Genomic DNA, 23255 nt, shown 5'->3' with positions numbered 1-23255 from the left:
CCATGGCAATCGATCCCCGCACGCTGGCCGAACGCATCGCGAAGCTTGACGCGCAGCAGCGCCAGACCTTGCTGGCCAAGCTGGTTGCCCAAGGCATCGACCCCGGCGGCCTGCCGATTGTGCCGTTTCCGGACGTGGCGGCGTATCCGCTGTCGTATGCGCAGCAAGGGCTGTGGCTGACGTGGCAGATGGCGCCTGAGTCGTCCGCCTACAACATGGCGGGCGTGGTGGCCTTGCACGGCGCATTGCAGCCCGACGCGTTGCACAAGGCGGTGCAGGCGCTGGCCGAGCGGCATGCCGTGCTGCGCAGCGTCTTCGAGGTGGACGCGAATGACGCGCCGATGCAGCGGGTCTTGCCGCAGGCCGTGGCCGCATGGCGGCACGAGCGCGTCGAACAGGTGACCGGCGACGCGCGCGAGGCGGCGGCGCGCGCCCTGTGCCAGGACGACGCGACGCGGCCCTTCGACCTGGCGCGTGCGCCGGCGTGGCGGGTCACGTTGATATCGCTGTCGGCCAACGAGCATTGGCTGTCGTTGACGATGCACCACATGCTGGCGGACGGCTGGTCGCAGGCCATTCTGCTGCGCGATCTGGCCGCGCTTTACGAGGCGCAGGCCCACGGGCAGCCGCCCGCGCTGCCATCGCTGCCCATCCAGTTCGGCGATTACGCGCTGTGGCAGCGTGAATGGTATGCCGCCAGCCAACTGCCGACGCAGTTGCAATACTGGCGCGAGCGCCTGGGCCAGGACCCCGAGCCGCTGCGGCTGCCGCTGGATCGGCCCAGGCCGGCGCGCCGCGATGCGGCGGCGGGCGCCTGCACCCTGACCTTGCCGGCCGATCTGGCCGCGTCGGCGCGGGCCCTGGCGCAGCGCTGCGGCGCGTCCGTGTTCATGACCCTGCTGGCGGCCTTCAAGCTGACGCTGGCGCGCTATTGCGGGCAGGAAGACATCGTGGTGGGTGCGCCGCTGGCCAATCGCGTCCGGCGCGAAACGCATGGGCTGATCGGCTACCTGACCAATATGAGCGTGCTGCGCACGCAGGTGGACGCCGGCCAGGGCATGGCGGCGCTGGTCGGGGCGGTGCGCGCGACGCTGCTGGATGCGCAGGCCAACCAGGATTGCCCGTATGACCTGCTGGTTTCCGAGCTCGTGTCCACGCGGACGCCGGGCTTGAACCCGCTGTTCCAGGTCAAATGCACCGAGCAGGCGGATTCGGCCGACGCCATGCCCGCACGCTTCGCGGACCTGGCGATGCAGGGCGTGGACGATGCGGCGCGCCGGGAGGCGCACTTTGACCTGAGCCTGGACGTCACGATCCGGCGCGATGAGATCCGCTGCCAGTTCGACTATGCGCAAGACATCTTCGATGCCGACACCATCGCACGGATGGCGCAGGCCTACGCGGCGCTGCTGCGCCAGGGTGCGGCCCAGCCGGACCTGCCGGTGGCGCTGCTCGACATCCCGGAGGACGCCAGCCGGCTCGATGGCGAAGCCGCGCAGTGGGAAGACCGCGATCTGCTTGCCCTGTGGACCCGCGCGGCGGCGCGGCAGCCGGGCGGCATCGCCCTGCAAGAGGATGCGCAGGCATTGAGCCATGCGGAGCTGGAACAGGCCGTGCAACGCCTGGCCGGACAGTTGCAGGCGCGTGGCGTGGCGGCGGACGTGCGCGTGGCGGTCCACGCGCCGCGCGGCAGCGGCTTCGTGATGGCCATGCTGGCCGTGTTGCGGGCAGGCGGCGCGTATGTCCCGCTGGATCCGGCCTTGCCGCAGGAACGGCTGAAGCATGTGGCGCAAGACTGCGGCGCGGCCCTGATCCTGAGCGATGCGGACACGGCATGGGCGCCGGAGATCCCGCGCCTGCCCATCAGCGCGTCGCTTCCGCCGGATCCGTCCGCGCCGGCATCGACGTGGGCGCCCGTGCATCCGGATCAGGCGGCCTACGTGATCTACACGTCGGGCTCGACCGGCGTGCCCAAGGGGGTGGTGGTCAGCCGGGGCGCCCTGAGCAACTACGTGCAGGGCATGCTGCACCGTTTTGCGCTGCCCGGTTCGGCGCGCGCCATGGCCATGGTGTCGACGGTGTCCGCGGACCTGGGGCATACGACGCTGTACGGCGCACTGTGCACCGGCTGCACGCTGCACCTGGTGACCCAGGACTGCGTGTTCGACCCCGACCGCTTCGCCGCCTATATGGCGCAGCACCAGGTGGATGTGCTGAAGATCGTGCCCAGCCACTTGCAGGCCTTGTTGCAGGCGGCGCGGCCCGCCGACGTGCTGCCGCGCCACACGCTGGTGCTGGGCGGCGAGGCAAGCTCGCGCGCCCTGCTGGACCGCGTGGCGGCGCTGGCGCCGCAGTGCCGGGTGGTCAACCACTACGGCCCCACGGAAACGACGGTCGGTGCGTTGACGCAGGCAGCGGTGCAGGCGCAATTCGGCCCGTTGCAGGCGTTGCCGATCGGCGCGCCGTTGCCCAATATGCAGGCCTATGTGCTGGATGCCTGGCTGAACCCGGTGCCGCGGGGCGCCGAGGGTGAACTGTATCTGGCGGGCGCGGGCGTTGCCCGGGGGTATCTGGGACGCCCCGGCCTGACGGCCGACCGCTATGTGGCAAGCCCTTACGTGCCGGGTCAACGCATGTACAGAACGGGCGACCGGGTGCGGCAGCGTGGCGACGGCAGCCTGGTGTTCCTGGGACGCATGGACGATCAGGTGAAGATCCGCGGCTACCGCGTCGAACCTGGCGAGGTCGCGGTGGTGTTGCGCGGCTTGCCCGGCGTGGCCGACTGCGCCGTGGTGGCGCGGGGCGAGGACGATGCAGACGCCACCCGGCTGCAACTGCACGCGTACGTCGTGGCGCGCCAGGGCGCGGTCATCGATGGCGCGGCGCTGCGCGACGCGCTCGCCGCCTGCTTGCCCGACTACATGGTGCCGGCGACATTCACGTTGCTGGACGCGCTGCCGCTCAATGCCAACGGCAAGCTCGACCGCCGCGCGTTGCCGGCGCCGCGGACGCTGGAGGCGGCGCGCGATACGGCGGCGGATGCGCCGGGCGGTCCCGTTGAAACCGCGCTCGCGGCAATCTGGGCCGAGGTGCTGGGCGTGGCCGAAGTGGGGCGGTCGGACAACTTCTTTGAACTGGGCGGCGACTCCATCCTGAGCCTGAAGGTGATGGCGCGCGCGCGGCGGCAGAAGCTGGCCATCAAGCCGCGCCAGCTCTTCGACCATCAGACGCTGCAAGCGCTGGCGGCAGCGATCAGCCCGCCCACGGCCGCCACGGCGGCGGCGGACCCGCCTGAGGAGGCGGCGCCGGTGGACGAACCCGTCGCCCGGTCCGGCGCCGACGCGGTCGGCGTGTTGTCGCACGCGCAGCAGCGCCAGTGGTTCCTGTGGCGCATGGATCCGGACAGCACGGCCTACCACGTCAATGGCGCGCTGCACCTGCGCGGCACGTTGGACCGCGACGCGCTGAACGCCGCGTTCAATGATCTGGTGCGGCGTCACGCCAGCCTGCGCACGCGCTTTGTGGCCACCGCCGATGGGCAGGCGCAGGCCGTGGTGGCCGACCCGGGGCCGGTCACGTGGCTGACGCACGATGCGCGCACGCCGCTGGACGCGCTGGCGTGCGTACAGGCGTGGGTCGGCACGCCGTTCGACCTGGAAACCGGCCCCCTGCTGCGGCTGGGGCTGATCCGGCAGGCCGACGACGATCATGTGCTGGTGGTGGTAATGCACCACATCGTGTCGGACGGCTGGTCGATGCAGATCATCGTGGAGGAGTTCACCGAGCTCTACCGCGCGTATGTGGAAAGGCGGCCGGCGGCCTTGGCCGCCCTGTCCATTGCGTACACGGATTATGCGGCGTGGCAGCGGCGATGGCTGGCTGAGGGGGAAGGCGCGCGGCAGCGAGCGCACTGGGTGCAGCGCCTGGGCGGCGCGCAGCCGGTGCTTCAGCTGCCCGCCGATGGCGTGCGCCGACCGGGAGCGCAGTATCGGGCGGCGCGGCACACGTTCTATCTGACAGCGCAGGCGGCGCGCGAGTTGCGCGCCACCGCCCAGGCGCGGCAGGCCACCCTGTTTGCGGCGCTGCTGGCAGGGTTTCAGGCGGTATTGCACCGCTACAGCGGCGAGACGGACATCCGCGTCGGCACACCGATCGCGAACCGCCATCGCGGCAACACGGACCGGGTGGTGGGGTTCTTCGTCAACACGCAGGTGCTGCGCGCCGATTGCTCGCCAGGCGTCACGCTGGACGGCCTGCTGCTGCAGGCGCGGGATGCGGCGCGCGAGGCCCAGGCGCATCAGGATCTGCCATTCGAACAGTTGGTCGACGCCCTGCAGCCCGAGCGCGACGGCCATAGCCCGTTGTTCCAGGTGCTGTTCAACCACCAGCGCCCCGACTATCGCGGCTTGCAGGCGCTGCCCGGCTTGCGCGTCACGGATTACGCCTTCGGCGAACAGGCCGCGCAGTTCGAGCTCAGTTGCAACACGGCGGAGTTGGCTGACGGCCGAGTGCAGGTGACGCTGCTGTACGCGCAAGAACTGTTCGACGCGCGCACCATGTCGCAATTGGCCGGGCATTACGCCGCCGCGCTCCAGGCGCTGGTCAGCGACCCGTCGCTGCGCGTGGACCGCGTTGCCTTGTTGTCGCCCCGAGAGCGCGCCAGCCTGCGCGCCTGGAGCGGTGCGCCGCTCGCGCGGCCGGCGGCTGACGAGGCCTTTGGGGCGGCCACGATCCACGGATTGATCGAAGCGGCAGCGCGCGCCCGCCCGGACGCGCCGGCCCTGACGATAGACGGCCAAACGCTGACCTACGCGGAATTCAACGCGCGCGCCAACCGGCTGGCGCATCGGCTGATCGCCACGGGGGTGCGCCCGGAAGCCAAGGTGGGCATCGCACTGGCGCGATCCGCCGACATGGTGATCGCCATGGTCGCGGTGCTGAAGGCGGGCGGCGCGTATGTGCCGCTGGACCCGGACTATCCCGAAGACCGCTTGCGTTTCATGGCGCAGGACAGCGGCGTGTCGGTGGTGCTGACCGAATCCACGCAGCACGACCGCCTGCCCTGGCTGGCGTCCGCGCTGCCGGATGTCGCGGTGCTGAACCTGGACGCGCTGGCGCTGGAGGCCAGCCCGGCGCACGACCCTGCTGCGCGGACCCACCCCCAGCATCTGGCCTATGTGATCTATACGTCCGGCTCGACGGGCCGGCCCAAGGGCGCACAGCTGTGCCACCGCCAGGTGTGCCGGTTGCTGTCGCAGACGGCGGACTGGTTTGCCTTTGGCGCGGCCGACGTGTGGACGCTGTTCCATTCCTACGCCTTCGACTTCTCGGTGTGGGAGGTGTTTGGCGCGCTATGCACCGGTGGCCGGCTGGTGGTGGTGCCGCATGCCGTCAGCCGGGATCCCGAGGCGTTCCTGGCGCTGCTGCGGCGCGAGCAGGTGACCGTGCTGAACCAGACGCCTTCGGCGTTCCTGCAATTGATGCAGACGCCGGGGCTGTACGAGTCGGCCGCTGCCGCGTCGGGGCTCGCGTTGCGGCAGGTGATATTCGGCGGCGAGGCGTTGGAGCCGCGCAAGCTGCAACGTTGGTTCGACCACTTCGGCGACCAGTCGCCGGCACTGGTCAACATGTATGGCATTACCGAAACGACGGTGCATGTGACCTATCGCCGTCTGACCCTGGCCGACGTGGCGGCGGGCGGCAGCCCGATCGGCGCGCGCATCCCCGACCTGGGGCTGCATGTGCTGGATAGCGAACTGAACGTGGCGCCGATCGGCGTGCCCGGTGAACTCCATGTCAGCGGCGCCGGGTTGGCGCGCGGCTATCTGAACCGGGCGGGCTTGACGGCCGAGCGCTTCATTGCGGATCCCCAGGGGAGCGGCCAGCGCCTGTACCGCACGGGCGACCTGGTGCGGTGGACGCAGGACGGCCAGTTGGAGTACCTGGGCCGGATCGACCAGCAGGTGAAGATACGCGGATTCCGGATCGAACTGGGCGAGATCGAAGCCAGCCTGCTGGCCCACCCGGCCGTGGAGCAGGCGGCGGTGCTGGCGCAGGAAGGCCCGTCGGGCGCGCGGCTGGTGGCGTATGTCGCGCCCGCAGACGTGGACACCACCGCGCTGCGAACCGCGTTGTCGGCGGCGTTGCCCGACTACATGGTGCCCGCCGCCTTCGTCACGCTGGACGCGTTGCCCGTGAACGCCAACGGCAAGCTGGACCGCAAGGCCCTGCCCAAGGCGGAATTTGCGGCCAGCCAGGGCTACGCGGCGCCCGAAGGCGAGGTGGAAACTGCGCTTGCCGCCATCTGGTCGCAAGTGCTGGGCGCGGCGCAGGTGGGCCGTCACGACAACTTCTTTGAACTGGGCGGCGACTCGATCCTGAGCCTGCAGATCGTGGCGCGCTTGCGCCAGGCGGGCTGGCAGGTCACGCCGCGCCAGGTGTTCGAGCGGCAGACCGTGGCCGATCTAGCCAGCGTGGCGGTGGCCGCGCAGGCGCAGGACGCCACCGACGAGGCGGTCGGCGATCTGCCGCTGCTGCCGATCCAGGCGGCCTTCCTGGCATTGCCGCTGGCGTCCCACAACCACTGGAACCAGGCCGTGCTGCTGCATGGCGACGCGCCTGTCGATGCGCAAGCGCTGTCCGCCGCCTTGCAGGCCGTGGCTACGCAGCACGCCGCCCTGCGCCTGCGTTTCAAGCGCGAAGACGGCGCGTGGCGCCAGCGCTATGAGGCTGCCCCGGACAGGGCGGACATGCTGTGGCTACGCAGCGATGTGCCGGTGGCCGACATCGAGGCGCAGTGCGACGCCGCGCAGCGCAGCCTGGACATCGAGCACGGTCCGTTGCTGCGCGCCGTGCTGATGCAGGTTGCCGATGGCACGTCGCGCGTGCTGCTGGTCATCCATCACCTGGCCGTGGACGGCGTGTCATGGCGGGTGCTGCTGGCGGACCTGCAACTGGCCTACACCCAGGCGCTGGCGGGCGGGGCGATCACGCTGCCCGCGCGTTCGGCCAGCTTCGGCGCGTGGGCGCGGCGCTTGCTGGACTCGCGCGCGGCGTATGAACCGGAACGGGATTATTGGCGCGCGCTGCCGGCGGGCGATGCCTTGCCCTGCGACAACGCGCAGGGCGCGAACCGCGTCGGCGACCAGCAGCGCGTCGCGCTGGCGCTGGACCGCGCGACGACCCAGGCGTTGCTCAAGGACGCGCCGGGCGCGTACCGCACGCAGGTCAATGACCTGCTGCTGGCCGCGCTGGCGCAGGCGCTGGGCGAGTGGGGCGGGTTGAAGCAGGTGCGCATCGACCTGGAAGGCCACGGCCGGGAGGACGCGACGGGCGAACTGGACCTGTCGCGCACGGTGGGCTGGTTCACCAGCGTGTATCCCGTGGTGCTGGACACGCAAGGCGAGCCCGGGGAACGGCTGATGCGCGTGAAGGAAGCGCTGCGCGCCGTGCCCTCGCACGGATTGGGGTATGGCGTGCTGGCCGATGCGTTGCGCGACCTGCCGCAAGCCCCGGTCCTGTTCAACTACCTGGGCCAATTCGAGACGGTGACCGCAGGCGATGCCGGCTGGCGCATCGCCGCCGAAGCGCCCGGGGCGGGCCAGGACGAGGCCGCGCCGCTGGGCCACGATCTGACTTTTAACGGTCAGGTTCATGACGGGCAGCTGCGTATGTCGCTGGGCTATAGCGGCAAGCGTCACGAACCTGCCCGCATGCAGGCGCTTGCGCGGCACTTTGAAGCGGCCTTGCGCGCGCTGGTGGCGCATTGCGTGAGCGGCGCGCATGGGGTGACGCCATCGGACTTCCCGCTGGCGGGCCTGACCTGGGAAAGCCTGCGGACGCTGGACATACCCGCGCCGCCGACCCAATGGCAAGACATTTACCCGGTGACGCCGATGCAGGCGGGCATGCTGTTTCACAGCGTGTGGGACGCGGCGGCAGACGAAGGACAGCCGCCCGCCTATGTGAACCAGTTGCGCGTCGATATCGACGGGCTGGACGTGGAACGCTTCCGTGCGGCGTGGACGGCGGCGCTGGCGCGCCACGACGTACTGCGCACCGGCTTTGTGCAACGGGCGGGCGCACCGCTGCAGTGGGTGGCGCGCGAAGTGGCCTTGCCGTATGCGGTGATCGATGCGCGCGCGGTGCAGCCGGGGTCGGAACCGACATCGACCTTGCGCGCTCGGCTGGACGCCATCGCGCAGGGTGACCTGGCGCGGGGCTTCGACCTGAGCCGGCCCCCGCTGCTGCGCCTGACCTTGGCGCGTATATCGGAGACCGCCTATCACCTGGTGTGGACGCATCATCATCTGCTGCTTGACGGTTGGAGCGTGTCGCAATTGTTGGGCGAAGTGCTGAGCGCGTATGCGGCGCAACCCGTATCACGGGGCGGCGGCCGTTACCGCGACTTCCTGGCATGGTTGGGGACGCGAGACGCCGTGGCGATCGAGCGGTATTGGAAAGCGGCGCTACGCGAGCTGGACGCGCCCACGCTGCTGTCTCCCGCTTCAGGCGGAGCGGCCCGCGGCGCGGGCCACGAAGACGTGCTGGCCGGCTGGGATGCGGCGGCGAGCGAGGACTTGGCAGCCTATGCGCGGCGCGAGCGCGTCACGGTCAACACCGTGGTGCAGGCGGCATGGGCCCTGGTGTTGGCGCAAGCCACAGGGCAGGGCACGGTGGCGTTTGGCGCGACGACCTCGGGGCGTCCCGACAGCCTGCCGGGTGCGCAGCAAACGCTGGGCTTGTATATCAATACCCTGCCGGTCATCGTGCCGACGCGGGTTGACGCCACGGCGGGCGATTGGCTTCGGACGCTGCAGGCGCAGAATGTGGCGTCGCGCGAAGTGGAGCAAACGCCGCTTGCCGACGTGCAGCGTTGGGCCGGGGCCAACGGCCAGGCGCTGTTCGACACCTTGCTGGTGTTCGAGAACTATCCGGTCGATGCCGTCTTGCAGGCCGGCGCGCCTGCCGGCCTGCGATTCGAAGGCTTGACGCATCGGGACCAGGCCAGCTACGCGCTGTCGTTGGTGGTGGCCATGCGCGACAAGCTGGAACTGCGCTTTACCTACGACCGGGCGCAATTTGGCCGGTCCGCCATTGACCGCCTGGCGGCGCGCATGGACCTGGCCTTGCGCCAGCTGATGCATGCCCCGGCGGAGCCCATCGCGGGTGTGCGGATTCTGCCGGAAGCGGATCTGCGCTTGCAGAACCAATGGGAGCGCGGCCAGCCGCTGGCCGACGCCGTGGCGGCGGAATTTGGCGCCTTGCCGGTGCATCGCCAGTTCGAACGGCAGGCGCGTCAATGGCCCGACCGCGTCGCGGTGACGTGCTTTGATGCGTCCCTGACCTATGGCGAACTGGACCGCCGCGCGAATCAGCTGGCGCATCGCTTGCAGCGCCTGGGCGTGCGGTCCGAAGACCGCGTGGGAATAGCCGCCGAACGGTCGCTGGACCTGGTGGTGGCGCTGCTGGCGGTGCTGAAGGCGGGCGCGGCCTATGTGCCGCTGGACCCGGACTACCCGGATGATCGCCTGGCGTACATGCTGCAAGACAGCGGCGTGCCGCTGTTGCTGACACAGACGGCCCTGGCGCCGCGGATGGGCGCGCTGTCGCCGTCGACGACCCTGTTGGCGCTGGACCAGCTGGAGGTGTCCTCCGAACCGAAGACCGCGCCCGACACGCCGCATCACGCGGAGAATCTGGCCTACGTCATCTACACCTCGGGCTCCACCGGCAAGCCCAAGGGCGCGGCCAACCGGCACGTTGCGCTGACCAACCGCCTGGCGTGGATGCAGCAGGCGTACGGCCTGACGGCGGACGACGTGGTGCTGCAAAAGACCCCGTTCAGCTTCGACGTGTCGGTGTGGGAGTTCTTCTGGCCGCTGATGACCGGCGCGCGGCTGGCATTGGCCGCGCCGGGCGAGCACCGGGATCCGGCGCGCCTGTCGGCGTTGATCCAGGAACAGGGCGTCACCACGCTGCACTTCGTGCCGTCGATGCTGCACGCCTTCATCAGCCATGCCGAACAGGCGGGCGCGCAATCATGCGCCACGTTGCGCCGCATCGTCTGCAGCGGCGAAGCGCTGGGCGCGGACCTGCAAGCGCGCTGCCTGGCGCTGCTGCCCCAGGCCGGGATGTACAACCTGTACGGCCCGACGGAAGCGGCCATCGACGTGACGCACTGGACGTGCGTGGACGATGGCAGTGGCGTGGTGCCGATCGGCTATCCCATCGCCGGTATCCGCACGCGGGTGCTGGACTCCCAACTGAACCCCGTGCCCCTCGGCGTGCCGGGCGAGCTGTATCTGGGCGGGGTGGGCCTGGCGCGCGGGTATCTGAACCGCCCGGGCCTGACCGCCGACCGCTTTGTCGCGGATCCGGACGGGCAGGGCTACAGGCTGTATCGCACCGGCGACCTGGTGCGCTGGACGCAAGGCGGCCAGCTGGAATACCTGGGCCGCCTGGATCATCAGGTGAAGATCCGCGGCCTGCGGATTGAACTGGGCGAGATCGAAGCCAGCCTGCTGGCCCACCCAGCCGTGGAGCAGGCGGCGGTGCTGGCGCAGGAAGGCCCGTCGGGCGCGCGGCTGGTGGCGTATGTGGCGCCCGCGGCCGTGGACACCACCGCGCTGCGAACCGCGTTGTCGGCGGCGTTGCCCGACTACATGGTGCCGGCTGCCTTCGTCACGCTGGACGCCTTGCCGGTCAACGCCAACGGCAAGCTGGACCGCAAGGTCCTGCCCAAGGCCGAGTTCGCGGCCAGCCAGGGCTACGCGGCGCCCGAGGGCGAGGTGGAAACTGCGCTTGCCGTCATCTGGTCGCAAGTGCTGGGCGCGGCGCAGGTGGGCCGCCACGACAACTTCTTTGAACTGGGCGGCGACTCGATCCTGAGTCTGCAGATCGTGGCGCGCTTGCGCCAGGCGGGCTGGCAGGTCACGCCGCGTCAGGTGTTCGAGCGGCAGACCGTGGCCGATCTGGCCAGCGTGGCGGCGCCGTTGCAGGGCGTCTTGCCGCGTCAGGCCGCGGTCGGACGGGCGGCGCAGTCGCTGGCCGACTATCCGGACGCACCGCCGCTGGCCGAGCTGGGCTGGGAAGCCGACGACGTCCAGGACGTGTACCCGCTGTCGCCCACGCAGGAAGGCATGCTGTTCCATACCCTGGAGGCGCAGGGCACGGGGCTGTACGTAAACCAGTTGAGCGTGCGCCTCGACGGCGTGGATGGTGATCGGCTGGCCGATGCCTGGCGGGCCATGGTTGCGCGCCACCCCGTGCTGCGCACGGCATTCCTGTGGCGGGCGGGCATGAAGCGCCCGTTGCAGGCGGTGCTGACGGCGGCGCGCCCCGACATCGTTCGGGAAGACTGGCGCGACCCGGTCGTGGCCGGCGATGCTGCCGCCTATGCGGCCGCCGAGCTGGCGCGCCAGATGGACTTTGCGCAGGCGCGCCTGGCGCGGGTGGTGCTGATCCGGCTGGGTCCGGACAGCTATCAGCTGATATGGACCTATCACCACCTGCTGCTGGACGGCTGGAGCGCGTCGCGCCTGATCGGTGAATGGCTGAGGGCCTACGGCGGCGAGCCGCTGCCCGCGGCGGGTCCGGGCTATGGCGACTATGCGCGTTGGCTTGGCGCACAGGACCGTGCCGACAGCGAGCGCTTCTGGAAGGGAGCGTTGGCCGCGCTGGACGGCCCGACGCTGCTGGCGCAGGCGGCAGAGAGCATCGTGGCGAATCACCCTCACGCGCCAGCCGCCGACAGCGCGGCGCAAACCCCGTACGGAAAAATCTACACCCGCCTGGACGAGTCCGCCACGCAGGCGCTGCGCGCCCTGGCACAGGCGCAGCGCGTCACGCTGAACACCGTCATCCAGGCGGCATGGGCCATCGTGCTGCAGCGCTACACGCAGCAAGACACGGTGGTGTTCGGCGCAACCGTCGCCGGCCGTCCCGCCACGCTGGCGGGCGTCGAGGACATCCTGGGCCTGTTCATCAACACGCTGCCCGTGCCAGTCAGCCGGAATCCCGCGCAGTCGGTGTCCGCCTATCTGCAGGCCCTGCAGCAGACCAACGTGCGCTTGCGCGAGCAGGAGCATGCCGCGCTGTCGGACATTCAGCGCTGGGCGGGGTCGTCGGGCCGCCCCTTGTTCGACAGCATCCTGGTGTTCGAGAACTACCCGATCGACGAAACGCTCAAGCGCAATGAACGCTATGGCCTGCGCTTCGGCCCGGTGGCGGGCTCGGGCCTGACGGGCTATGTCATGGACCTGCAGGTCGTGGCCAATCAGGAGTTGGAGATCGAGTACTGCTACGCGCGCGCCACGCTAGGCGATGCGATGGCGGCGGGCCTGCGCGCGCAACTGGAGCACGTGCTGGCGCAGATGCAGGCCGCGCCATCGCGCCCGGTGGGCGAGCTGACCTGGCTGGACGGCGCACAGCAAGCCGCCTTGGCCAGGTGGTCCGTGGATCCGGATCAACCCGTCGTTGCGGCGGGTCGGCACGGCTACGTGCACGAGCAGATCCGCGCACATGCGCTGGCCCGTGGACAGGCATGCGCGCTGGCGCTGGGCGACACCCGCATGAGCTATGCGCAACTGGACCTGCACGCAAACCGCCTGGCCCAGCGCCTCGTCCGATTTGGCGTGCGGCCGGAATCGCGCGTGGGCGTGGCCATGCCGCGGTCGCTGGATACCGTGGTGGCCTTCCTGGCCGTGCTCAAGGCGGGCGGCGCGTACGTGCCGCTGGACCTGGAGCATCCGGCGGACCGGCTGGCCTATGTGATCGACGACAGCGGCATGTCGCTGGTGATCACGGGCGCCGAGCCCCCCGGCCACCTGCCGCGCCGCGAGGGCGTGCAGGTACTGGCCTACGACGCGGCCGCCGTGGCGGACGAACCGCCGCACGATCCCGCGGTGGCGCTGTCGCCCGACAACATGGCGTACGTCATCTACACATCGGGCTCGACCGGCAAGCCCAAGGGCGTGGCCGTCACGCACGGCCCGCTTGCCATGCATTGCCGTGCGACGGCGCGCATCTACGGCCTGACGCCCGATTCGCACGAGCTTCTGTTCATGTCGTTCTCGTTCGACGGCGCGCACGAGCGCTGGCTGACCGCGCTGACCACCGGTGCGGAGCTGGCCGTGCGCGGTCCGGACTTGTGGACGGCCGAGCAGGCGCTGGACGCGTTGCGACGGCACCAGACGAGTCACGTCGCGTTTCCGCCGGCGTATCTGAATCAGATGGCGGAATGGGCGGCGGCGCAAGGCGATGCGCCGCCGGTGGACCTGTACGTGTTCGGCGGCGAAGCCATGCCGCGCGCCGCCTACGAACGCGTGCGCCAGCATCTGCGGCCCAACTGGTTGATCAATGGCTACGGCCCGACGGAGACCGTGGTCACGCCCTTGATCTGGAAGACGCCGGCCGACGCAAGCTTCGACTGCGCCTATGCGCCGATCGGCAAGCCCGTGGGCGCGCGCGAAGTCTACGTGCTGGACGGCGACCTGCAACAAGTGCCGGTCGGCCATCTGGGCGAGCTCTATATCGGCGGCTATGGCGTGGCGCGGGGATATCTGGGCCGCCCGGATCTGACCGCGGACCGCTACGTAGCCAACCCGTTCGGCGAACCCGGTGCGCGCATGTACCGTAGCGGCGACATCGTGCGCTGGATGGGCGACGGCAACATCGAGTACGCGGGGCGCGGCGATCATCAGGTGAAGATCCGCGGTTTCCGTATTGAATTGGGAGAAATCGAAGCGCGCATCCTGGCGCTGGACAGCGTGGCGGAGGCGGCGGTCGTGGTGCATGAAGACGCGGGCGGCAAAAAGCTGGCGGCCTATGTCGTGCCGGCGGCGGGCGAGGGGGCCGGTCTGGCGGCCGAACTGCGTGGCCAGTTGGCCGCGCACCTGCCCGACTACATGGTGCCGGCGTCCTTCACCGTGCTGGCCGCGCTGCCCCGCCTGATCAGCGGCAAGCTGGACCGCGCCGCCTTGCCCGCCCCGCAGGCGGGCATGCAGCGCGATTTCGTGGCGCCCTCGACCGAACCGGCGCGCGTGCTGGCCGGGATCTGGCAGGACGTGCTGGGCGTGGACCGCGTGGGCCAGACCGACAACTTCTTCGAGTTGGGCGGCGATTCGCTGCTGAGCCTGAAGGTGCTGGCGCGGGTGCGGGCGTTGCGCAACCCGGAATTGAGTTTCACGCTGCGCGACCTGATGCAGCGGCCCACCATCGGCCAACTGCTGCGCTTGCAGACGGCCGGGCCGGCCACGGTGTCCCTGCCCACGCCGCTGAACGGCGGGCAGGGCGCGGGCGCGCCGTTGTTCTGCATCCATGCCGGCATGGGGACGCTGTTCGACTATCAGCCGCTGGCCCGGCGCCTGAACGGCGTGCGGCCGGTCTATGGGTTGCCGTGCCGCATGCTGGACGATCCGGCGCATCGCGACGTGTCGCTGGAACGCATGGCGGACGATTACTGCGCGCAGATCCAGGCATTGCAGGATCAGGGCCCTTATCACCTGGCCGGCTGGTCGCTGGGCGGCACGCTGGCCGCGCTGATCGCCGCGCGCCTGGAAGCGCAGGGGCAGCAGGTGGCGTATGTGGGGCTGATCGATCCGTATGTGCCGGGAATCGACACCGGCCCGCTGCGGGATTGGCGCGACGACCTGCGCCGCTTTGCGGCGGTGGTCGCACCCGGTGCGCGGGCTGTGCACGAAGGCGCGGCAACGCCCGCCGCCGGCCATGCCGACGAGCCCATCTCGTTGGCGGCCGCCCAGGCGCGTCTTGAACAATGGCTGTCCACGGCGGACACCACGCAAGGGTATGCGGGCATGGGCGCGGCCGAGCTGGCGCGTATTTTCCTGGTGGCGCGCGCCCTGCAGGCGTTGTCCTTGCAGACGGTGGCGGTGGACGCGGTGCGCGCGCCGGCGCGCTGCTGGTGGACACCTGCGCGCGAAGCCGTGCAGCGGCAGGCACTGGCCGCGCAGCTGCGCCAGGCGGCCCTGGATAGCCAGGATATCGACACCGATCATTACGGCATCGTCCGCGATGCCCGGATGCTGGACCAGATGTTGGCCCAGCTGTCGGCGCTGGACATGGAGGTCGCGGCATAAGAAAGGGGTCACGGCTGCCATCGCGGCCGTGACCCCTTCAGGAATGGCGCCGTCCGGTCGCCGGGATGTGTTGCGCGCTCAGGCGTCCACGGCGTTCCGCCTGAAGGCGGCGTCCAGCGCGCGCGCCAGGTCGGCGCGCAGGACGGCCGTCTGTTCGACGATGTTCCCCAGCCGCGCGAAGTCATGCACCATGCCCGGGTAGATATCCAGGCGCGTGGCGACACCGGCCTGTTCCAGCCGGCGCGCGTATGCCGTGCCTTCGTCGACCAGCAAGTCGCATTCGGCCAGCGCGATATGGGCGGGCGCCACGCCGCGCAGGTCCGGGTGCGCCAGCGGCGCGAAGCGCCAGTCCTCCGCGTCCTCGGGACGGCTCAGGGTGTTTGCATACATCCAGTCCAACGTCGCGGCCTCCAGCAGGTGGCCGGTGGCGTAGCGCTGTTTGGACGGAAAGTCGGGACTGGCGCTGGTGCACGGATACAGCAGCAGCTGCAGCACGGGCGCCACGCCGCCCGCGTCGCGCGCGTGCAGGCTCAACGCGGCGGCGAGCGTGCCGCCGACGCTGTCTCCGCCCACGGCAACGCGGCCGGGCTGCCACCCCAGCGGCGCGCCGGGCGCCAACAGCCACGTCCACGCATCCTGTGCGTCCAGGTAGGCAGTGGGAAAGCGGTGCTCGGGCGCCCGCCGGTAATCCAGCGCCAGCACCGCGCACGGCGTCAGCGCCGCCAGATCCCGGCACAGGGAATCATGGGACGCCAGGCCGCCCAGGCAATAGCCGCCGCCATGCAGGAACAACAGGAGCGGCAGGTCCGAGCGGTCCGCCGTGCCGGGCTGATACAGGCGCGCGGGGATGCTGGCGCCATCCCGCGCGGGCACCTTCAGGTCTTGCGTCAGGACGCGCGGGTCGCCCGGCGCATCCAGCATCGGCGTGGCCGCGTCATAGTCCGCGCGGGCCTGCGCGATGCCGGCCTCGTGCATGGGTGGATTGCCGGCCGCGGCAACCAGGTCCAGAAACGCGGCCAGCTCGGGATGCGGCGTGCCCATCACCAGCGGTACGCCACCGAGGCGAGCACCGTGCGTTCCAGGCCGTAGCGGCAGTTCACGGTGTTGTTGCGGCAGACAACGGTTTCCTTGTTGAACAGGTTCGTTGCGTCCACGGCGAAGCGCCAGTTGCGCAGCTGGTAGTGCAGGCCGACATCGACCATGAACGACGAGCCGTTCTCGATGGTGTTGGCGACATTGACGTAGGTCTTGCCCACATAGCGCACGCCAACGCCCATGCCCAATCCTTGCAGCACGGTGTCGGTCAGCGTGTAGTTGAGCCAGGCCGAGGCCATGTGGCGCGGCGTGACGATGGGCGTGTTGCCCACTTCGGCCGGGTTGTTGCTCTGGGTCACCTTCACGTCATTCAAGGTATAGGACGCCAGCACATCCAGCCCGCGCGTCAGGTTGGCCTTGCCTTCCAGTTCGATGCCGCGCGACTGGATCTCGCCCGTCTGCACGCTGAAGTTCGTGTTGCGCGGATCCGGCGTAAGCGCGTTGCGCTGGGTCAGGTCGAACACCGACAGCGCGATCAGGCTGTTCGAGCCCGGCGGCTGGTACTTCACGCCAAACTCGTACTGTTCGCCCTTGGTAGGCTTGAACGGGGTGCTGTCCATGCTGACGCCGCTCTGCGGCAGGAACGACGTGGAATAGCTCACGTAGGGCGTGATGCCCGAGTCGAACAGATAGGCCAGTCCCATGCGCCCGGTGAAGGCGGTGTCCTGCTGGCGCACGGTGTTCTCGGTCAGCCGGTTGTTGCTGGAGCTGCGCGCCCAATCCTGGCGCGCGCCCAACGTCACCACGACCTTGTCCGCCCGGATCTGGTCCTGCAGGTAGATGCCCAGCTGACGGTTCACATCCTTCTGGTCGATGATGGTGTTGGCGGCGGACGGATACGGGATGTCCTGGTCGTAGACCGGGTTGTTCAGGTCCAGATTCGGCGCCAGGCCTTGGCGATACCATTGCTGGCCGTCCTGGAACTTGTAGTCCAGGCCCGCCAGCAGGGTGTGCGAGACGCGGCCCAGGTTGAATTGGTACTCGGCCTGCGTATCGACGACCACGCCATCCATGCTTTCCTTGGACACCAGCGCATAGCGGCTGATGGTGTGGCCGTCGGCCAGCAGGCGCAGGTTGTAGAGGTCGCGCTGATCCAGCTTGCCGTGCTGGTAGCGGGCGTTCTGGCGCAGCGTCAGCGCGTCATTGACACGGTGTTCAAGGATGTAGCCGATGGCGTATTGCTTGCGGTCGTACTTGTTGAAGCCGTAGTCGCCCACCGGCACGTGCGTCGGGTAGACCGGGCGGGACTCTCCGTCGGTCTGGTCGTGCTGGTAGCTGGTCAGCAACGTGAAGCTGGTGTCCGAGTTCGGGCGCCACGTGAACGCCGGGGCGATGTACCCCAGTTCGTCGGGGTAGCGATGATCGCTGTCGTACTTGACCTGGGTTCCTCCGTTGCGAAGAATCCCGGTCAGGCGGTACAGGTACTTGCCCTCGTCATCGATGGGCCCGCCGAAGTCGACTGCGGCCTGGCGCCGGTCGAAGCTGCCGCCCTGCAGGACGATTTCGCCGAAGGACTCGGCAGTGGGCCGCTTGGTGACGCGATTAACCAGTCCGCCCGGGGCGACCTGGCCGTACAGCACCGACGACGGGCCGCGAAGGACCTCCACGCGTTCCAGCGCGTATGGATCGGTGCGCGCGCGGATCTGGTCGTAGGGAAGCTGGCTGAGACCGTCGCGAAAATCCCCCGTGATCTTGGCATCAAAGCCGCGCAGCACGATCCAGTCGTTGCGAACCTCGGCGCCGCCGAAGTTGCTGATCTGCACACCGGGCACATACTGGATTGCCTGCGACACGGTCTGCACGCCACGGTCCAGCATTTCCTGCGCGCCCACCACGGAAACGGATTGCGGAATCTCCCGCAGCGCGGTCGGCGTCTTGCTGCCCGTCAACGTTTCCTTCGCCACATACCCGTTCAAGGGCCCCGTGGCGGCGTCCATCGCATCTGCGCGCACGCGGATGGCGGGCAGCGTGGGCGTGGCGCTGTCGGTGGCCTGTTGCGCCTGGGTCGGCGTGCTGATGGCCAACCCGAGCAGCAGGGGATAGGGCAGTTGGCGAAGTGCGCGCGAACGCGCCGTGATGCGAGGTGTTTTCATGGTCTTCTGTGCAATGTCGGGTTCGACGAGGAGCCCGTTGTTTTAGGTTTGACTGCGGTTGGTGCGAAAGGCCGCTTCCCCTTGGGCATGCAGCGCGGCTCTCAGGGAAGCTTCAAAAATCTCGAATACACGGTCGATCTGGCGCGCGGTGATGATCAGCGGCGGCAGAAAGCGGATAACGCTGCCATGGCGGCCGCCCAGTTCGATAATCAGGCCGCGGCGCAGGCACTCGGCCTGCACGGCGCTGGCCAGTCGGGGCGCGGCGGGCTGGGGCATGCCGGCGGGAAGCGAGGGGTCGACCAGTTCCACGCCCAGCATCAGGCCGCGGCCGCGCACGTCCCCCACTTCGGGGTGGTCGCGCTGCAATTGCAGGAGCAAGCCGGTCAGCCGTTCGCCCATCGCCTGGGCATGCCCGGCCAGGCCTTCCGCGCGCAGCACGTTCATGGTGGCGGACCCCGCGGCCATGGCCAGCTGATTGCCGCGGAAGGTGCCGGCGTGCGTGCCGCTCTCCCACTGGTCCAGGCCGTCGCGGTAGACCACGACCGACATCGGCAGCCCGCCGCCGATCGCTTTGGACATCACCACCACGTCCGGTTCGATGTCGGCGTGTTCGAAGGCGAACATGCGGCCGGTGCGGCCGAAGCCGGACTGGACCTCGTCCAGGATCATGGGAACGCCGGCCGCGCGCGTCAGCGCGCGCAGGCCTTGCAGCCATTGCAGCGGCGCGGGGATGACGCCGCCCTCGCCTTGGACGGCCTCCAGGATCATGCCCGCGGCCTGAGGCACGCCGCCTTCGGGGTCGTTCAGGACCGTGCCGATGTACTGAAGCCCGGCCTGCACGCCGGCGCTGCCGGAAAGCCCGAACGGGCAGCGGTACTGGTACGCGTAGGGCAGGAATTGCACGCCGGCCAATGGGGAGCGCAGGGATTGCTTGGGCCGCACGTTGCCCATCAATTGCAATGCGCCTTGCGTCATGCCGTGATACGCGCCCTGGAACGCGAGGATGTCCGCGCGGCCGGTCGCGGTCTTGACCAGCTTGAGCGCCGCCTCGATCGCGTCGGCCCCCGTCGGGCCGCAGAACTGGATCTTGGCGTTGCGCGAGAAGCCCGCCGGCAGCAGGTCGAACACGTCCCGCATGAAGCGGTCCTTCACGGGCGTGGTCAGGTCCAGCGTCAGCAGCGGCAGGTCCGACGCCAGCGCCGCCTCGATGGCTTCGGTCACCGCCGGGTGGTTATGCCCCAGCGCCAACGAACCCGCGCCCGCCAGGCAGTCAATGAACACGCGGCCTTCAATGTCCTCGACGTAAATCCCCTTGGCGCGCTTGAGCGCCAGCGGGATGCGCCGGGGGTAGCTGCGCGCGTTCGACTCGCGCTGCTCCTGGTATTGCAGCAGCGTGTTGCCGCCCAGCGTGTAGGGGGCCGTCAGCGCATCATGCTGACGCGCCAGATCCTGATCCGCCTGCGCGGCGGTGGGGGAGTAAGCCATGGTGATACGCCTTCAAAAGGGTCCGCGCGCAAGGTGGCGCGGACCGGTGAATGGGCAGGGCGACGCGGGATCAGCTCGCCAGCGCGGCGGGCCAGTGCCGTTGCGGCCGCTCCCCCGCGTTGGCGGCGCTGCACGCGCGCAGGGAATTGCCGATTTCCTGCGAACGGATGGCCAGGATGGACAGCAGGCTGTCGCTGATGCCGTGCGTGGTTTCGCTGCCGCCTTGCACATAGATGGCGGGTTTCAGCCGGGTGTCGGCGCGCAGGCGGTAGTGGCGATCGATGGCGTGGTCCTCCAGGTAAGACGCCAGCGGCGCCAGCAGCTGCTTGTGGTGATCGCGGACGTAACCGGTCGCCAGGATCACGGCGTCATACCTGACGGTTTCGCTGCGATGCGAATCGCGGTCGGACAACGTCAGCGCAACGCCTTGCGCGTCGGCATCGACGGCGTCGACCTGGCAGCGGCGGCGCAGCAGGTGCCGCGCCTGGCGGGTCACCTGCTGTTGGTAGAACACGTTGTAGATGCGCTCGATCAGTTCGACGTCAGGCGCAGAATAGTTCGTATGCCAGGCCTCCGACAGCAGCCCCGCGCGTTCGGCGGGAGGCCGGTGGTAGATGTAGTCGGTATGCTCGGCGTTGAATATCTCGTTCATGTAAGGGCTGTCGTCGGACGGGCGCAGCGCCCGCCCGCGCATCAGCAGATCGACCTGGGGCCGGTCGGGATGCTCGTGCAGGTTCATGAAGATCTCGGCGGCGCTCTGGCCCGCGCCCAGCACTGCGATCCGGCGGGGACGCGCGATCTTGCCGATGGCTGACAGGTACGAACTGGTGTGGAAAATGCGCGGCTCGTCGCGCCAGGCCAGGAACGGTTCGGGAATGTTGGCCTTGCCGCCCACGCTCACGACCAGGTTGCGCGCCAGCCGCTCGCAAACCTTGCCTTGGGCATCGCGCGAGCGCACGCGCAGCAGCGGCACCGTGTCGCCGACGACCTCGGGCGCGACTTCGAATACGTCTTCGCCATAGGCGCAGCGGTCCGAGAAGTGACCGGCCGCCCAGGCCAGATAGTCGTTGAATTCGTGCCGGCTGGGAAAGAACGTCTTCAGGTTGATGAACTGCTGCAGGCGGCCCTGGCTGTGCAGGTAGTTCAGGAACGTGAATGGACTGGCCGGGTTGCGCAGGGTGACCAGATCCTTCAGAAACGAGATCTGCATGTGCGTGCCGTCCAGCATCATGTGTGGATGCCAGGCGAAGCACGACTGTTTCTCAAGGAACAGCGGCAGCAGGCCCGAGTCGCCGCCGCCGCGTTCTTCCAGGGCGATGGCCAGGGCGATGTTTGACGGGCCGAAGCCGATGCCGATCAGATCGTGTACTTGCATGGACACCTTCACTGCGTCAGGGAGTGGGCGGGGATGGGGCGCGCGTCACGCGTCTCGGGGCGCGCCAGCTTGCTGCCGTCCGGCGCGCGCGGCAGCCAGAACCGTTCGCCGAAGAAGCGTTCACGCGACAGGGTGCCGAGCATGGCGCGCTTGTGCGGAAAGTCGAACTCCTTTTCCAGCGCATAGCCGCTCCGGGCCAGGTTGCGGATCATCCTGGCGTTGTCGGCGCGCGGCTCGATCACCAGGCGTTGGGTGCGCGGGTCATCCAGCAGCAAGTAGTGCGAAATCGAAGGTAGCCACGCGGGCACGAAGGCGGGGCCGCGGAAGGCGGCTTCGCCGATCAGCACGTGCCAGCCACGGTCGAAGTCCGCCGCGTTGCAGAACGGGGCAATGCGGTCTTCGCGCGCCCAATAGGTTTCGAAATAGCCGAACGGCACGTTGTCCAGGCACGCGATGAGCGCAAGCGTATGCGGGTCGTCGGACTGCTTGCGTAGATAGGCGCGGTGCTTGTCCAGGTCGCCTTCCTCTTGCCAGAACTCGGCGACTACCGGGTCGTTCATCCAGCGGTTCAGCCGCACGGCGTCCAGTTCCTCGGTCGCTACCCGAAACGACAAGGTGGCCGACAGCCACGGGATGGTCCGCCGGTAAACCACGCCCGTCGGTTTGGGGGGACGGCGGGGGTGACGGCGTTCGCCCGTCATCACATAGTCCAGCGGATAGGGGGGCGGGGTGCCACGCGGCAGCCACGACTCGGCAAGCTGCCAGAACATGCTGGCCTGCACCGTCTGCGTGCCGCGCGCGTCGGGAGCCAGCAAGCCGGCCTCCTGCAGGACGCGGGCTTGCGGCAACGGCGCGCGCACGGCCAGGTGACTGGCCAGGGCCTGGTGGGAGAACGCCGCTTCAATGGCGGCCATCAGTTCGTTCGCGTCCGGATCGCCGGCGCAGGGACCCAGCCATTCGAGCAGCGGCGGCTGCGTGTCCGCGCTGAGGTTCCACCGGGCGATTGCGCCAGAAGGCGGCGATTGCAGGGACAAGGTCGACCCCGCCAGCGTCGCGTGCCGGATGGTGCCACCCTGGTGGCAAAGATACGCGCGGGCCGCATCGGCTGTCGCCGCGGCGCGTTCATGGTGTGGAGTCATCGGCACGGACCTTCGTCGGAATGAATGGCCGCAGGCGCTTGCCATGCGGACCTTGCTCCTATTTCTAGACGAATGAGAATCGGTGCTGTTTAGTCCGGGCGGCGAAAGTATTCGTTGACCGGGCCCGGCATTGCGGTCAAGGGCGTATCAGGCGCCGCGCGTTTCCCGCGCCGGCCGATTGGGCGCGGACAGGGGGCAGAGGTCGCAATAGCCGTGCCCGGGCAGCATGTAGTACAGGCAGCAGCGGCGCAGCAGTGCGTGCGCGCGTGGGCCTTGCGGCGTGTCGCGCAGCACTTCGCGCGGCGCGCGGTGCATCGGGTTTGGCTGGCCGCGCCAGAGCTGCGAGTCAAGCAGGAATGCACGGTCTTGCGCCAGCCGCGCGTTGCCCGGCATCGCCAGCGCCAACTGGGTCAACGTCAGGTCCAGATAGCGCGCCACGTTTCCCCAGGTGATTTTTGGGGCGAGGCGCGCGCATTGCGCCAGCCGCGTCGCCAGCGGCTCCAGGTGTTCATGCAGCAGCGGCGCATAGCGTGCGTGCGTGTCGGCGCCGGGCTGCGTCTGGCCGTCATGCGGAATGAGCAGGCGCAACACCGCGCCGTCGCCATCGAATTGCGGCGTGACCTCGCGCGCCGCCGTGGGCAGGACACGCTGCAGCACGGTGGCCGCCGCCGCAACCGGCGGCAGCAGGCGCCAGAAATAGGTCAGGGTCCACACCGAGGCGACCGGGGCCAGCGCCGCCGTACCGAAATGCCGCGCCTGGCGCGCCAGGATGCGCGGCAGCGCCTCGGCGTCGTCAAGCAACTGCGCCACCGTGGGCTGCCCGCAAGCGTTGTCGCCCGCCAGCGCCACGCCGTCGCCATGCGCCGCCCACTCGCCGGGAAACAGCGGCGCCAGCACCGGGATCATGGGCGTGTCCTCCGGGCGTGCGGCCGGGCATGGGCATTGCCGTCCGGGCGCGTGGGCGGTGATG

General features: G+C 69.3%; 7 protein-coding genes. 1 reads left to right on the top strand and 6 read right to left on the bottom strand.

The features are described from left to right. Window positions 1–2 precede the first annotated feature (2 nt). Window positions 3–15098, top strand: a complete 15096-nt coding sequence (locus tag BXA00_RS00540; protein ID WP_076515301.1) for a non-ribosomal peptide synthetase — start codon at window positions 3–5, stop codon at window positions 15096–15098. A gap of 78 nt (window positions 15099–15176) precedes the next feature. Here the strand turns inward: BXA00_RS00540 and BXA00_RS00535 are convergent, their stop codons facing one another. The 6 genes from BXA00_RS00535 to fhuF all read right to left on the bottom strand — a co-directional run bounded on the left by BXA00_RS00535 (window position 15177) and on the right by fhuF (window position 23191). Beyond that, window positions 15177–16139, bottom strand: a complete 963-nt coding sequence (locus tag BXA00_RS00535; RefSeq protein WP_076515300.1) for an alpha/beta hydrolase — start codon at window positions 16137–16139, stop codon at window positions 15177–15179. Beyond that, on the bottom strand, window positions 16139–18286 hold the full coding sequence (locus tag BXA00_RS00530; protein WP_076515298.1) for a TonB-dependent siderophore receptor: 2148 nt from the start codon (window positions 18284–18286) through the stop codon (window positions 16139–16141). Before BXA00_RS00530 ends, BXA00_RS00535 begins: the two co-directional genes overlap by 1 nt. A gap of 42 nt (window positions 18287–18328) precedes the next feature. Next, window positions 18329–19771: a diaminobutyrate--2-oxoglutarate transaminase gene (locus tag BXA00_RS00525; protein WP_076515297.1), complete on the bottom strand. Its 1443-nt coding sequence runs from the start codon at window positions 19769–19771 to the stop codon at window positions 18329–18331. A gap of 70 nt (window positions 19772–19841) precedes the next feature. Continuing rightward, window positions 19842–21146 (bottom strand): lysine N(6)-hydroxylase/L-ornithine N(5)-oxygenase family protein, encoded by a 1305-nt coding sequence (locus BXA00_RS00520; protein ID WP_076521717.1) that lies wholly within the window; start codon window positions 21144–21146, stop codon window positions 19842–19844. Between the two features lie 8 nt (window positions 21147–21154). After that, window positions 21155–22285: a GNAT family N-acetyltransferase gene (locus BXA00_RS00515; RefSeq protein ID WP_083714120.1), complete on the bottom strand. Its 1131-nt coding sequence runs from the start codon at window positions 22283–22285 to the stop codon at window positions 21155–21157. 147 nt (window positions 22286–22432) lie between these two features. Next, window positions 22433–23191 carry a siderophore-iron reductase FhuF gene (fhuF, locus tag BXA00_RS00510; RefSeq protein ID WP_076515294.1) on the bottom strand — a complete coding sequence of 253 codons (759 nt, stop codon included), beginning with the start codon at window positions 23189–23191 and terminating at the stop codon, window positions 22433–22435. Between the last annotated feature and the right edge of the window lie 64 nt (window positions 23192–23255).

This window comes from Achromobacter sp. MFA1 R4 (genome assembly GCF_900156745.1).
GTDB lineage: Bacteria > Pseudomonadota > Gammaproteobacteria > Burkholderiales > Burkholderiaceae_B > Achromobacter.
Note: the sequence above shows the minus strand (reverse complement) of the source record. Positions and strands in the feature narration are given on the sequence as shown.

Coding starts and splice junctions, on each gene's coding strand:
- BXA00_RS00540 (WP_076515301.1), top strand. CDS start 3: ATGGCAATCGATCCCCGCACGCTGGCCGAACGCATCGCGAAGCTTGAC.
- BXA00_RS00535 (WP_076515300.1), bottom strand. CDS start 16,139: ATGGGCACGCCGCATCCCGAGCTGGCCGCGTTTCTGGACCTGGTTGCC.
- BXA00_RS00530 (WP_076515298.1), bottom strand. CDS start 18,286: ATGAAAACACCTCGCATCACGGCGCGTTCGCGCGCACTTCGCCAACTG.
- BXA00_RS00525 (WP_076515297.1), bottom strand. CDS start 19,771: ATGGCTTACTCCCCCACCGCCGCGCAGGCGGATCAGGATCTGGCGCGT.
- BXA00_RS00520 (WP_076521717.1), bottom strand. CDS start 21,146: ATGCAAGTACACGATCTGATCGGCATCGGCTTCGGCCCGTCAAACATC.
- BXA00_RS00515 (WP_083714120.1), bottom strand. CDS start 22,285: ATGACTCCACACCATGAACGCGCCGCGGCGACAGCCGATGCGGCCCGC.
- fhuF (WP_076515294.1), bottom strand. CDS start 23,191: ATGATCCCGGTGCTGGCGCCGCTGTTTCCCGGCGAGTGGGCGGCGCAT.